At 47.2% G+C, this 13135-nt stretch carries 12 protein-coding genes; 8 read left to right on the top strand and 4 right to left on the bottom strand.

The genetic code is table 11. From position 1 onward, the window contains the following. Positions 1–426: 426 nt before the first annotated feature. The 6 genes from NG833_RS13435 to NG833_RS13410 all read left to right on the top strand — a co-directional run bounded on the left by NG833_RS13435 (position 427) and on the right by NG833_RS13410 (position 6240). Positions 427–2553: a GAF domain-containing protein gene (locus NG833_RS13435; RefSeq protein ID WP_254565793.1), complete on the top strand. Its 2127-nt coding sequence runs from the start codon at positions 427–429 to the stop codon at positions 2551–2553. Positions 2554–2996: 443 nt separating this feature from the next. Next, positions 2997–3698: a V4R domain-containing protein gene (locus NG833_RS13430; RefSeq protein WP_254565792.1), complete on the top strand. Its 702-nt coding sequence runs from the start codon at positions 2997–2999 to the stop codon at positions 3696–3698. Next, positions 3695–3964, top strand: coding sequence for a hypothetical protein (locus NG833_RS13425; protein WP_254565791.1), 270 nt, complete (start codon positions 3695–3697; stop codon positions 3962–3964). Before NG833_RS13430 ends, NG833_RS13425 begins: the two co-directional genes overlap by 4 nt. Before the next feature lie 226 nt (positions 3965–4190). Continuing rightward, positions 4191–4664: a phycobilisome protein gene (locus tag NG833_RS13420; RefSeq protein ID WP_254565790.1), complete on the top strand. Its 474-nt coding sequence runs from the start codon at positions 4191–4193 to the stop codon at positions 4662–4664. Between the two features lie 57 nt (positions 4665–4721). Further along, entirely contained in the window at positions 4722–5387 is a 666-nt protein-coding gene (locus tag NG833_RS13415) for a V4R domain-containing protein (RefSeq protein ID WP_254565789.1), read from the top strand. Positions 5388–5643: 256 nt separating this feature from the next. Then, positions 5644–6240 (top strand): transposase, encoded by a 597-nt coding sequence (locus NG833_RS13410; protein WP_254565788.1) that lies wholly within the window; start codon positions 5644–5646, stop codon positions 6238–6240. Between the two features lie 419 nt (positions 6241–6659). Here the strand turns inward: NG833_RS13410 and NG833_RS30840 are convergent, their stop codons facing one another. From NG833_RS30840 to NG833_RS13395, 3 genes are all read right to left on the bottom strand, one after another. Beyond that, positions 6660–8792 (bottom strand): phosphodiester glycosidase family protein, encoded by a 2133-nt coding sequence (locus tag NG833_RS30840; RefSeq protein WP_254565787.1) that lies wholly within the window; start codon positions 8790–8792, stop codon positions 6660–6662. Positions 8793–9065: 273 nt separating this feature from the next. After that, the gene (locus tag NG833_RS13400; protein ID WP_254565786.1) at positions 9066–9458 is read right to left on the bottom strand and encodes a hypothetical protein; all 393 of its coding nucleotides are present in this window, start codon (positions 9456–9458) and stop codon (positions 9066–9068) included. A 270-nt stretch (positions 9459–9728) separates the two neighbouring features. Then, complete coding sequence (locus NG833_RS13395) at positions 9729–10049, bottom strand: DUF4336 domain-containing protein (protein ID WP_254565785.1); 321 nt, start codon at positions 10047–10049, stop codon at positions 9729–9731. A gap of 124 nt (positions 10050–10173) precedes the next feature. Between NG833_RS13395 and NG833_RS13390 the strand changes: the two genes are divergently transcribed. Beyond that, a complete protein-coding gene (locus tag NG833_RS13390) occupies positions 10174–11265 on the top strand; it encodes a transposase (RefSeq protein ID WP_254565784.1) in 1092 nt (363 codons plus the stop codon). 43 nt (positions 11266–11308) lie between these two features. After that, on the top strand, positions 11309–12421 hold the full coding sequence (locus NG833_RS13385; protein WP_254565783.1) for an IS630 family transposase: 1113 nt from the start codon (positions 11309–11311) through the stop codon (positions 12419–12421). A 185-nt stretch (positions 12422–12606) separates the two neighbouring features. On the opposite strand, the gene NG833_RS13375 is transcribed toward NG833_RS13385, so the two are convergent. Further along, a complete protein-coding gene (locus NG833_RS13375) occupies positions 12607–12987 on the bottom strand; it encodes a hypothetical protein (RefSeq protein WP_254565782.1) in 381 nt (126 codons plus the stop codon). Positions 12988–13135 lie beyond the last annotated feature (148 nt).

Raw genomic sequence — 13135 nt, 5'->3', positions numbered from 1 at the left:
CAAAAAATAAAACCTTCAAAAAACCCGCAGGCTCAAGCCTGGGGCTACACGGACAAAGCGGTGCCTGCGCGGGCTAAAAGAGCCTTGTTAGGTGCGATCGCATCAAAGCAAGGATGATTTATTTGTTGGAATCCCCTTAATTGACCTTTCCCTCTCCCTCTATGTTCAGGGTTGCAGTCTGAGTTCTTAGGGCATCAAAATTTTTTATCTGAACAATCAGATGAATTGATGGAAGGAATTGAGAACCACTCCCTGTACCGATTAACCCGGAAACATGAGCTGACCTCCACAGACCAAAAAAATTATAAATCTTATAATAAGAAGGAATAAGGCAAGGTTCGGCATATCAATTGGCTTCAGAAATTAGTTCGCGCATCTACTCATTTCAGTAGGGGGAAAGGTAGAATAGAGGATGGAGCATTAGGAATGGAAAGTTTACTGAGCGTTACAGAGATAGAAACGGACATCTCGAAGCGGGGAGGTTTTTTGATGAAGTCAGAACATCGAGGGGCGCTCGTGCAGGGGACAACGGAACTGTACAACACCTTGTCTCGGACGATCGCCCGGATTCGAGAATCCCTGGATTTAGAACGTCTGTTTCAAGGCACCGTGACGGATCTGCGCCAGTTATTAGATGTGGATCGCGTTGCCGTATTTCGCCTATGGCCCGAAGATCGGGGCAGTTGGGGACAAATTATTGCCGAAGATGTGCGATCGCCAGCCCTAGCGGCATTGGGGACAGAATTAGGCGATCGCAGCTTTGCCGACGAATGTAATACCTACTATCAGCTTGGGGGACTTCATGTCATCCCGGATATTTCCCAGTCCCCTCTTCCCCCGCGCTATCACGATTTTTTAAGGCGATTACAGGTTAAATCTCACTTGTGTATCCCCCTTCACCAACAAGATACGCTCTGGGGACTCCTCTGGGTGCAGCAATGTCGAGGGTCGTGTTCGTGGGAACCGAGGGAAATCGAGTTTCTTCGCCTCATGGCTTCTCACTTATGTCTAGCCCTGGAACGCTCGGAAGAACAGGGAAAATTCCAAGCCCAAACCTCACAATTAGGGATGGCAGCCCGACGAGAACGAGCTTTATCTACGACTATCCAGAAAATCCGGCGATCGCTGGATATCCATACCCTCTTCCAAACCACCACCCAAGAAGTTCGGCAACTCCTAGAGTGCGATCGCGTCGGGGTCTATCGCTTCAAACCCGATTGGAGTGGCAACTTCGTCGCGGAATCCGTTTCCCCCGGCTGGAATCCCCTCATGGGTAACCTGCCGGATATCGCTGATACACACCTCCAGGAAACCCAAGGCGGACGCTACCGCGAGAATCAAGCCCTCGCCGTTCATGATATCTACAATGTGGGTCATGCTCAGTGCCACATTGAACTGTTAGAAACGTTTCAAGCCAAAGCCTATATCATTGTTCCCATCCTCGCCGGAGAAACCTTATGGGGATTGCTGGCAGCCTATCAAAATTCCGGCCCTCGTCATTGGTATGAGTATGAGGTGGAGTTACTCACTCAAATCGGCGCTCAGTTTGGGGTCGCCGTGCATCAAGCTGAACTCTTTGAGCAATTGAAACATCAAAAGGAAGAACTCTCTCTCACGTTACAGAACTTGCAACAAGCTCAAAGTCAACTGGTCCAGAGTGAAAAAATGGCCAGTCTCGGCCAGTTGGTGGCAGGAGTGGCCCATGAGATTAATAATCCGGTGAATTTTATTTATGGAAATCTCACTCACATTACGGATTATGCCCGAGATTTACTGGAATTAGTCGAACAGTATGAGGAATACTATCCGAATCCCCATGAGGCGATTCAAGAATTTAGTGAGGAAATTGAAGCGGAGTTTTTGAAGGAAGATTTGCCGAAGATTTTATCTTCGATGAAAGTGGGAGTAGAACGGATTCGGGGGATTGTTTTATCCTTGCGAAACTTCTCCCGCCTGGATCAATCGGAGAAAAAGCGGGTGAATATTCATGAAGGGATTGATAGTACCTTATTAATTTTGCAACATCGCCTCAAGTCGAAAGGGGACCGGGCGTCTATTCATTTGATTAAAGCGTATGCTGAGTTGCCGTTGGTAGATTGTTATGCGGCGCAAATGAATCAGGTTTTTATGAATATTTTGAGCAACGCGATCGATGCCTTGGAAATGCGCGATCGCCATCGGACTCCGGAACAGATTCGCGCCAATCCCAGTTGGATTAAAATCAGCAGTGAATGGGTGGAGAAGGAGGACTCTAGCACCAGTCCAGGCGAAAGTCCGGAAAACCTGGACTTGGCGAAGAGAAGCGGGGTGGTGATTCGGATTTGCGATAACGGTCCGGGAATTCCCGATGAAGTGCGATCGCGAATTTTCGACCCGTTTTTTACCACCAAACCCATTGGTTCTGGGACCGGCTTAGGCTTATCCATTAGCTACCAAATCGTGGTGGAAAAACATGGGGGTTCTTTGACCTGCTTTTCCCAACCGGGACAAGGCACTGAGTTCCGAATTGAAATTCCCATCCAGCCGGTTCAGATGACATCTCAAGCCGCATAATCTAACAGGTCAGATCCGATCTGCCCTAGGAGCCTGGATTGAGTGGCCGGGAAAACCCCTGCCGCCTAAAGCCAGCGCTTTAGTCTTGACTTTATTTTATATACACAAAGGCGGTTAAATGTCAATCGCATCCTCGCGGATTTTTACCTAGCTTGGCAAATTTATCATGAAAATTAATCGGTAACAATTGCTCAATAAAACTACATGATTCTTGATGTTAGAATTTTTGGGCTCAATTTTCTAGGGTTTTAGTGCGATCGGCAAAATTCATCGTTCCAAATATCCGCTCAGTTGCCTAAAATTAGAAATAGACCGGCGCGGGTGAACCGGGCATCGTCCATAGAGAGGACTGCCACCACCCACCCCCTGACAGGAAGCCACTTAACGGAACTGACCGGGACAGCAAACCAAAGACCCCATCCCATCACAAGGAGTATTGTCTGATGGTAGTATCTACCAACAAAAAACCGGCTGCCAACTTAGAACCGAATCGTCAGCCAAAGCAGGCCAAAAAGCACAACCACTATGGCTTTCAGGATTTCTTTTCATTTCACCCCGACACCGGGATTGTCACCGACTGGAATGAGGGACGAAATACCTTTACCAGCGAAGACTTTATTATTGGCTTAGTCGAAGGGTTAGAAGAAGAAGTCGGCAGTGCCGCCTCGGTGATCATGTACACCATTGGCTGCGAATGGGGAACCAAAGATGCCGAATTTTTCAAAAAATGGTTTGAGAAAGAATATCAACGGGATATCCGCCAAGCGAACCTGATGTTCCTCCTCGAAACCTGGTGGTGGCCCTTTACCGCCCAAGGATGGGGACGCTGGGAAGTCGATCTAAGCGATCGCAAGCATGGCTTTATGTTTATCAACCTCTTTGATTCTGCCGTCGCCCGCACCCTCGGCGATGTCGGCAAACCCGTCTGCTACATCTATGCCGGTCTATTTGCCGGATTCTTCACCTGCTTAGTCAACAAACAGTTAAGCTGCATCGAACTCCAATGCTACTCAATGGGTGAAACCTACTGTAAATTTTTACTCGGCAGTCAGGACCGCATCGATGCCGCTGCCTTCTGGCAAAATGAAGGGGCCACTGCTCGGGATATCCAACAACGGTTAGAAGCCGGAGAACGCTTGCGATGACTAACGGCAAATCGTTATTACAACTGTCCGTCCAAGAATATTTTAGTCAATGTAACTGGCAAGGACAACCCCTAACCCAAGGTTCTAACGGACAGCCGACGGACCCCGCCTCCCGGTGGACCTTGGTCGTTGGGGATTATTTCCGCCTGCTGCCTTGGGAAGGGACTCCAGAAGTCGGTTCCTTTCCCAAACCCTCATCCTCTGCCGGGACTGCCTCCTCATCAGAAGAGGAAGTGACCCTGATTGATTTACTCGAAGCCTTTTAGGACTTGCCACCGGGACTGAAGTTGCGACGGCAAACAGCGACTTCAGTCGCGATTCAGAAAAAACCCGCACCCTCAAGGGTGGGGCTATACAGACGTTAGCGAAGCCATGCCCCTTGGGCTATAGCCCGCCTGCGCGGGCTAAAACAGAAAGAAGCGGCAGATCGGCCCACCCGCGACTGTTTTTCTTCCAACTATCCCATCCTCAAATCTAGGTCAAAAGACAACCATGCACCCCGAGATTGCGCGACTGCTAGAGCAAGCTGAACAGCGTTATTTACAGACGAATGAACTCGAACTCTTTCGACGCTATGCGGTCTCCTTAGCTAGACGCATGGAGACTTATGAAATCCTGCGAGACAAAGAAGAACAGATTTTTCAACCCGTAGCCGATCGCCTCGTCGCCGCCTTTCCCGATGAACGCCAGGAACTCCTAGAGCGATCGCTAAAACATTGGCTGCTGATTAGTCGCTACTGTGGGACCGCCATGCTCTTAAGTGACCCCGACTTTCTCGCCTTACGCCTGAACGATTGGATGACTGGGTTAGTCCAAACCCACCAAACCCAAACCATCGAACGCAAACTTTACGAGTTATTACTTCAAGGGGTCAAAGCCGAACTCTCCGACAAACATTTTCCCCTGATTCAACCCTTATTTGAGAAAGCCAAATCTCTGTTATTGGAGGAAACTCAACCTCAGTAGTCCATCCTCCAAACCCTCCAAAAATATCCCCACCCAAGAATTCCTAAGCATAACACTATGATTTCTATTTCCAACCTGCTGAAAGAACAACAACTCCCCGGCAATTATTTTGCTTATGACGTTTATGTGAAAGGCGACTTAGAACTCGGACTCCTGGAAAACCGTCGAGGCGATCGCCTCCTCGCCATCCCCGAAACCCTAATTTCCGCCATCTATAGCGGCCTCGAACATGAAACCGGATCTGCCGCCCGCCTCGTCCTCTTCAACTGCGGGAAATGGTGGGGCAAAAACTTTTATGTGAGATTTTGTGAAGAAATCTCCGATTACTATGGAAAACCCATCTCTCAAATGGAAATGGTCCAATTCATCCAATGCTTTCAGCAATTTTGGAAAACAATGGGTTGGGGTAGCGTTGAATTAAATCAAGACCATTATCAAGATGGATTCCTAATCATCATCGCCAAAAATTCCCCCTACGCAGACCAAGCGCCCAAGTGGAATCGCCCCGTCTGTTTTTTAGAAGCAGGAATCTTAAGCGCCTTTTTCAGCCAATTAACAGGACGAGACCTCCTCTGCCTCCAAACCACCTGTGAATCATTAGGGTCCGACAGCAACCGCTTCATCCTCGGTTTGAGCGATCGCATCAAACCCGCCGAACCCTGGATCCTAGAAGGCCAAGACCACGAAACCATCCTAAAAAACCTCTGCAAACCCCCGCAATAACTCCCAAGTTCGTAGTAACGACTTCAGTCGTTTCTTTTCTTAGTTCGTAGTAACGACTTCAGTCGTTTCTTTCTTAAGTTCGTAGTAACGACTTCAGTCGTTTCTTTCGTAAGTTCGTAGTAACGACTTCAGTCGTTTCTTTCTTAAGTTCGTAGTAACGACTTCAGTCGTTTCTTTCGTAAGTTCGTAGTAACGACTTCAGTCGTTTCTTTCTTAAGTTCGTAGTAATAACTTCCATCGTTATCCATCCCAACCCATGTACGAGTATCAAAAACTCACCCCCACCCAACGAAAACAATTAGTCCAAGAACGGGTCGCGAAAGGATTCCCCCCACACGCACCCCCTCATCCGATTGACCTCCAAACCTTTTATCTCCTCACCGCCGCCTGCTACCACCATCACCCCTACCTAACCACATCCTCTCGTCGGCAACAATTACTCGATTTAATCTTCGAGTATTTTATCACCCACGGATTTGAAATTAGAGGGTGGGTGATTCTCCCCAACCACTATCATCTATTAGTCTATGTTCACCAATTCAAGACCCTCGGGCAGTTATTCAAGTCCATTCATGGGATAACATCCAGACAGTGGAACTTAGAAGATAAAGTTGCAAAACGCAAAATTTGGTATAAATTTTCGGACCGGGCTATTCGCTGCGATCGCCATTATTATACCACTTTAAATTACATTCATTACAATCCCGTTAAACATGGTTATGTTCGGTCTCCTTATGATTGGACTGAAAGCAGTGTGGGATGGTATTTAGAGACTTGTGGACGGCAATGGTTGCGGGATTCTTGGGTTCAATATCCTGTTCTTGATTATGGGCTAGGGTGGGATAACGACTGAAGTCGGGACGTTGAACAATCCGGAAACGACAGCAAGTCGGGATGTTGAACTAAGAAAGAAACAGGACTTACGCAATCTTTAATAGACCTTTTGTGCAATTCTAAAAAGCCCCCCTTCTTAAGGGGGGTTGGGGGGATCAATGCGGGATTTTGCAATAGGTCTAATATTAAGCCCTAAATGTAGAGGCGATTCGCGAATCGCCTCTACATTTAGGTTAGATTCTCAAAATCGGCGTATGTCCTCAGAAAGAAACGACTGAAGTCGGGACGTTGAACTATTGAAAATAACGACTGAAGTCGTGACGTTGAACTAAGAAAATAACGACTGAAGTCGTGACGTTGAACTAAGAAAATAACGACTGAAGTCGTGACGTTGAACTAAGAAAGAGAACGACTGAAGTCGGGACGTTGAACAGAATCCTATTCTGACTGTAAAAAGATGCCTAATCCGTTGTGGATGCGGGGGATGATGCGGGGGGGATGTTCTAGGAGTTGACCGCCTAGAAAGAGGGTGGTGGAACCTCCGCCGTCTAGGTTTAGTGCGTTGATAGAGCCTAACTGTTGCATGATTTGGGCCATTTCGGTGAGGGTGGGTCCGGGTCCGTTGGTGCGGTGGTGGACGATCGCAATTACTAATCGGCCATCCTCGGTTTGACCGATCGCACTTCGCGAGGCTTTTCCTTCAATAAAGTTTTGATTGAATTGTTCCGCTTCCGGATCTAACACAATCCAATTATTATTGACTAACACCGGGCCAGCCCCTAAAATGTGAGGATAAATGTCAAAATAGGAGGGGACGGTCACCCGATTAATCAGGACCGAGGTGCCGATGGGGAGTTTGGGTAAGGCGGAGGCGAAGGACCGTAAGGTGAGCAAAAACCCGGTTTCTGGGATGGCAAAGGTGCTTTCTCCGGCTTTTTCCCCTTGGAGGTGTTGGGTGATTCTTCCCCCCTCAACGACTACGATGTTTTCGTTATCAATTAAGGTAGTATAGCTTTCTCCCCAGTCTGGGGTATAGCGAGACATTCCCGCTTTGACATAGCCACTATTTAAAAATAAAACAGGTAAGGTTTCTCCTGCGCCAGTGGTGAGAGTTTCCTCTAAGCTGAGGCGTCCGATGATCGCACTTCCGGAATCATTCCAGGCGATCGCCCCTCGGTTGAGGATGGGACTGGATAACCAGCGTCCATTTTCGCGGATTGCACCCAAGGGGAGTTGATTGTTGCGATTGAAAAATCCGGCGTTAATGGCAGCATTGGCACCGAGGCGACTGGCAATTTGACTGAGTTCAGCAATTCCAGGTAAACCAGGATTAGCAGTAATCGGTTTGAGTACCGTGTTGGAGGCGTTGCGATGGTTGAGTTCTAACCAGACGACGGGAAAGCGACTATCGGCGACTTCGATGAGTTGCTGTCGCCACCGGACGCCGGATGCCCAGAGGATGTTACGCTCAGTGACAACATCCGGTTGAATGTCGATGATCAGGCGGTTGGGATTGCGATCGGTCCAGACTCGGGGTCGCCACATCTGGGGAATCTGCAATCGCAAGGTGGTGCGATCGCCGCTTGTATCGATTAATCCGACAAATCCAGTCTGTCCCAGGGTTAAAGCAATGGTTCTTTCCCCTGGGGAATCAGTGGCGGTAGTGAGATTTTCCTTGGCGACTGCCCTGGCATTGAGGAGTTCTGGCGTGAGAGTAGCATCTAGAGTAATCACAAATTCTTGTAGCGGCAAGGCAGGAGGGCGACTGTCTTGCACGCCATCGGGATCTGGGTCTTCTTCTTCAGTCCGTTCAAGCGGCGTTGAAGAGACGGTAAATAAAGGAGTACCATTGAGGTCCAAAACGATGCGATCGCCTCCGGGTTGTTCTCCTTGTTCAATTCCCGCCACCGTTGCCCCCGGTGAGGTCACTTCCAACATTTGTCCGGACTCTCGCAATTCCCACCCCTGATGCTCTGCCAGGGGTGTAATATCCAGATATCGTCTGCCTTGATGCCAAACCACCGGGAGATTCAACGGTTGCGATTCCGGGTCCGAAAACCAACGCACAGGCTGAATTCGGGCATCATCGGTATTTAAAAACTCCACCCCCATCTGCTGCATCAGGTCCGTCTCCGTAAACCCGTAGCGAATTTGGGTCGGATTCCCATCCGGGGACCAGGAAATCCAATCCAGCGATCGCCCCTGTCCATTCCAACTCAGTTCCGTCCCCTGGCGGATCACGCGGTTGCGATCGCCCTGTGCCACCACAGAGAACCCCGGGTCTAGTTCCTCCTCCATCGGGGTCTGAACAGCCATGTTTATAGAGTAGCCTGCGGAGGCAGGCTTTGTCTGTATAGCCCCACCCTTGAGGGTGTGGGTGTTGGCCTCCCCTGCGGACCCGATCAGAGAAAGGGCCAGAGCACAAAGCAAAGAAATAGCAAACCCCGGACCCCTTTTCCAGGGTTTGCCGGGGATGGAAAATTGGGAGTCAGGACGTTCAATTAGGCGATCGCCTTCTCCGGCGTTGAGGAGTAAGGACAGCAGCATGATTTCAGGGTGTTTGCGAACCACAGTTATCCTCGACAAGTAGATCCATCGGATAGGAATTGACTCAATCCCAAATTATAGCCCGCTTGTTTCTTAAAGATTGGGACAGCGGTTAGAAACCGGATTTCTTTATAAATGGGTTGCTGACTGGGCAACCCATGCGTTACAGAAACCCGGTTTTGGGTCTCGGTGATTTGATTTGCGATCGCCTAGATCCAGGTAAACCGCTGTCGGTCAAAATCAGAACTCGGCTGTTTCTACATCATCGGATCAGTCTAAAACCCTGAACAGCCTGATTTATCTGTTTTGCGATCGCACCTGGGGCGCTGCTGCGGCCCCATAGTTCACCCGACACCCGATATTAAACAAACTGGAACCGCATTCCAACGGCACCACCTGCCCTTGTAACATGGCACTGCAACTGACATATCCATCATTATTGGTATCCTTAATCATGCATTCAATGGGCGTGGCATTGGCACTAGAGGCCCAGGACCGCATCCCCATCCCCGCCACCGTATGATTCCAGAAGAACAGGAGTAAAAACAACCCCAGGACCGCAAATCCGATCACGGATCCAATCAGCCCAAATTTGAGCCGCCAATCCCCTAACAGTCTTTGGAACAGATTGGGCTCAATCGGTTGCACCTCAGTAGGGTTCGTATTATTTTCTATCTGTGGTTCTTGCATAGTTGTTTCCGACAGGTTTTGCTCAATTGTCTCAATTTTATCGTGGGTTCTGGGGAAAAACCCTCCCCCCATCTTGGTGAGTTCTCTAAAAGAACGAAGATAACGACTGAAGTCGTTACTACGAACACCGGAAGATAACGACTGAAGTCGTTACTACGAACACCGGAAGATAACGACTGAAGTCGTTACTACAAACTAAGATAAACCATCTCCCCCTGTTCGTAGTGACGACTTCAGTCGTCTCCCCTCCCGATGTTCGTAGTAACGACTTCAGTCGTCTCCCCTCCCCAACCACCGAAATGCCCGTCGCAATTGGGCCATACCATTGCTGTCATACCAGCGACCATGAGCTAGAATAATTTTATCCGGTTCCCAGGCCAACATCTGCTTAAACCCCTGACGCGCTAAATCTTTCCGTCCCAAAAATGTCAGTCGCAAGTCAAAGGGTGTTTTACCATCGGGGTCAGCAATTCCCGCCAACTGGATCAACAGCTTATAGGAATTAGGTACTTTGTGCAACTCAAAATTTTCAATTAAATCGGTCAGAATTAAAGTGCGACTCTGGCGGTGAAAAAAGACTACTTCATCCATACAAAACTCCGAGATGTTTGGGAACTGCGCTCTTTAGAACGCAGAGGAAAAACGAACGAGCGGTTTTAACCGCCTACTTTTGAAGATTCCCGCTATAATAGATGTGTGTTCAGCGGAATCAAGGATGCTACTCACTCAAACCAATCGGCTAAAACTGAATCTGCGGGAGTCGGAAGTTGCTAAACAGCTTTGTCGATTGAGCAAGAATATGTTTAACGTCGGCCTGTACAACGTCCGTCAGTATTTCTTTCAGGAACGTAAGCATCTTCGCTATGAGAGCAACTATCATCATTCTAAAACGAATGAGAACTATGAACTGTTGGCGACAGACATTGCTCAACAGAGCTTGAAGATAGTTGACCGCTCTTTTAACTCGTTCTTCAAATTGCTGCAAATGAAACAGCGTGGAGAATTGAGTGCAAGGGTGAACATCCCCGCCTATTTACCTAAAGAGGGTTACTTCTTGCTGGTGATTCCGATTCGCCCTAGGGACCTGGAGAAGATGCCCGGTAAAGACTGGGTGTTCACCGTACCAACATCCCGTAATTTCCGACGGGAACACGGTACCTTCTCCTTTCAAGTCCCTGAAAGGCTGAGAGGTTTGAATATCAAAGAAATTCGGATTCTGCCGAAGTTTAACGGACGCTACTTTGATGTCGCTTATGTCTATGATGGGCAGGAAGAAAAGCAAATTGAACAGTCCAAGGAAATGCTTGGTATCGACTTAGGACTGAACAACTTTGCGAGTTGTGTCAGTACAACCAAAGAGTCTTTTTTGATTGATGGGCGCAGGGTTAAGTCCATCAATCAGTGGTACAACAAGGAAAATGCTCGACTGCAATCGATTAAGGATTTGCAAAAAATTCAAGGATTGACGCATCGGCAGGCATCGTTGTTGAATCGGCGTAATCATCAAGTGCGAGACTTCCTAAACAAATCAGCAAGGCAGGTAGTTGATTGGTGCATCAAGCGGAGTATCAGCAAGATTGTTGTGGGCTACAACCCTGACCTGAAACAATCGGTCAACATGGGCAAACGCAACAATCAGAACTTCACTCAAATTCCCGTTTTTACCTTTAAGCGCAAGCTGCAAAGCCTCTGCGAACGGTACGGAATTGAAGTGGTCGAACAAGAAGAGTCGTACACCAGTAAAGCGAGTGCGCTGGATGGAGATACCCTTCCTGTTTGGAATGCCGATAAGCTGTCGTGCATTTAGATTTTATGCTATAATAACAAAACAAAAAATAAAAACAATAAAAATGCCAGCACCCAACCATCTTAGTGAAACCCAACGAGAGAGACTTTTGAACGAATTGCGAGAAAACGAGAGTCCCCTTATTCGAGATAGAATTTTAATACTACTCCTAATAAACGATGGTAAAACCTATGAGGAAGTGGCGAAGTTTTTGCAAATCTCTTACCCAACAGTAGCATCTTGGGCTAAACAGGGCGATCCAGATAAATTAGAAAGTTTTAAAGATGGACGAGCCGAAGGAAACCACAAAAAAGCTACAAAAGAATATGTAGATATGCTTTTAACTATTGTTGATAATGAACCCTCAAAATACGGTTATGAATTTGGGAGATGGACATCAGCAAGATTGGCAAAACATCTAGAAAAAGAGACGGGAATTAAACTGAGTGAATCGCAAGTGCGGAGAATCTTAAAATCAAAAAAGTATGTTTTTATTTGGGCAAAATACAGTCTTGAAGACCGACAAGATCGGCTTAAACGAAAAGCGTTTAAAAATAGACTAAAAGAATACTTGAAGGTTGCCAGAAGAACTCCAAAGCGTTTACAGGTATGGTTTTGGGATGAAACAGGATTCAGTTTAAGGATCGTAAGAAGAAAACAATGGACTAAAAAAGGAAAACGTAAAACCGTGAGAGGAGATAGAAGAAAAGGCCGAATAAATGTAATGGGTTGCTTAAGGGCAACTGACAAAAAAAGAATCAATTTTTTTGTGGAAAAAGGGTGCGGCGAATCATTTTATGAAAGTCTCAAGTCTTTCTACGCTTTGGTCATACAAGAATGGGTAGAACAAGGTAATTCCCCAGAAGATTTTTCAGAAAACGGGCCTAAAATAGTTATCATTTTAGATAATGCAAGTTTTCACAAAAGAAAAGATATTGCTAAGCTTATCACAGTAGAAATGCCTAATCTAGTTTTAGACTATTTACCGGAATATAGTCCCGATTATAATTTAATTGAGTTGGTTTGGCATTCGGCAAAAGAATATATAGCTAATAAGCTGTTTGAGTCAATTGCAGAACTAGAATCTATTTTAAATAGATTGTTAAATGAAGGAGAACTCATTATTAATTGGGGGCGTAAAATCAAAAATAAAGGTAACCAGGTTTATTCAAACTAAATGTACGACAGCTTAATCCCCAAAAATACGAATTCAGTGGCAAGCGCGTCAAACGTGGACTTTACCGTACCGCACATGGGTGGATTGTCAATGCTGATTGCAATGGGGCGCTGAATATCCTTCGTAAACATACAAGTAAGCTGGATGAGTTTTTCGGACAGTTTAGAGGCTGTTTGGCACAGCCGTTACGAATTAAGATCCGATAGGGTCAAGACTCTTAAGAATCCCCGTGTCTTTAGACCGGGGAGTGTCAAAAAGCGACTCCCCCGAAAAATCACCTGATCCAGGTCATCCTTCCACTCCGGGGGTGCTTCATCGCTCAAATCCGCATCAAAGCTCACTTGTATTTGCTGCTGTGCCGATCGCTCTCGCACCCCTCCAGAAGCCCAGGCTGATGCTTCTGGATAGAGTTTGGCCCAACTTGCTATGTGAGCATAATGAATTTTATTCGGAGAAATCAGATAACGCAGGGGTCCGATCGCATCGATTTGCGCCTTCAGACTCTCCGTCATGGCGATCGGGGAATGACACCATATAAAACTCCGAGATGTTTGGGAACTGCGCATCTTTAGATCGCAGAGGAAAAACGAACGAGCGGTTTTAACCGCCTATCCCTTGCCTATCCCTTAGTGCTACAATGTAGTCATTAACGTTTTTAGCGTTTCATCCACAGTTGCAAGCTGCAAAGCCTCTGCGCCCCAGGCCAGGATTAAC

Source organism: Oscillatoria sp. HE19RPO (assembly GCF_024220515.1).
In the GTDB taxonomy this organism is placed as follows: Bacteria; Cyanobacteriota; Cyanobacteriia; order Cyanobacteriales; family Laspinemataceae; genus Laspinema.
Note: the sequence above shows the minus strand (reverse complement) of the source record. Positions and strands in the feature narration are given on the sequence as shown.

Bases quoted from the DNA above. Each gene is read 5' to 3' on its own strand.
- NG833_RS13435 (WP_254565793.1), top strand. From the start codon at position 427: ATGGAAAGTTTACTGAGCGTTACAGAGATAGAAACGGACATCTCGAAG.
- NG833_RS13430 (WP_254565792.1), top strand. From the start codon at position 2,997: ATGGTAGTATCTACCAACAAAAAACCGGCTGCCAACTTAGAACCGAAT.
- NG833_RS13425 (WP_254565791.1), top strand. From the start codon at position 3,695: ATGACTAACGGCAAATCGTTATTACAACTGTCCGTCCAAGAATATTTT.
- NG833_RS13420 (WP_254565790.1), top strand. From the start codon at position 4,191: ATGCACCCCGAGATTGCGCGACTGCTAGAGCAAGCTGAACAGCGTTAT.
- NG833_RS13415 (WP_254565789.1), top strand. From the start codon at position 4,722: ATGATTTCTATTTCCAACCTGCTGAAAGAACAACAACTCCCCGGCAAT.
- NG833_RS13410 (WP_254565788.1), top strand. From the start codon at position 5,644: ATGTACGAGTATCAAAAACTCACCCCCACCCAACGAAAACAATTAGTC.
- NG833_RS13400 (WP_254565786.1), bottom strand. From the start codon at position 9,458: ATGCAAGAACCACAGATAGAAAATAATACGAACCCTACTGAGGTGCAA.
- NG833_RS13395 (WP_254565785.1), bottom strand. From the start codon at position 10,049: ATGGATGAAGTAGTCTTTTTTCACCGCCAGAGTCGCACTTTAATTCTG.
- NG833_RS13390 (WP_254565784.1), top strand. From the start codon at position 10,174: ATGCTACTCACTCAAACCAATCGGCTAAAACTGAATCTGCGGGAGTCG.
- NG833_RS13385 (WP_254565783.1), top strand. From the start codon at position 11,309: ATGCCAGCACCCAACCATCTTAGTGAAACCCAACGAGAGAGACTTTTG.
- NG833_RS13375 (WP_254565782.1), bottom strand. From the start codon at position 12,987: ATGCGCAGTTCCCAAACATCTCGGAGTTTTATATGGTGTCATTCCCCG.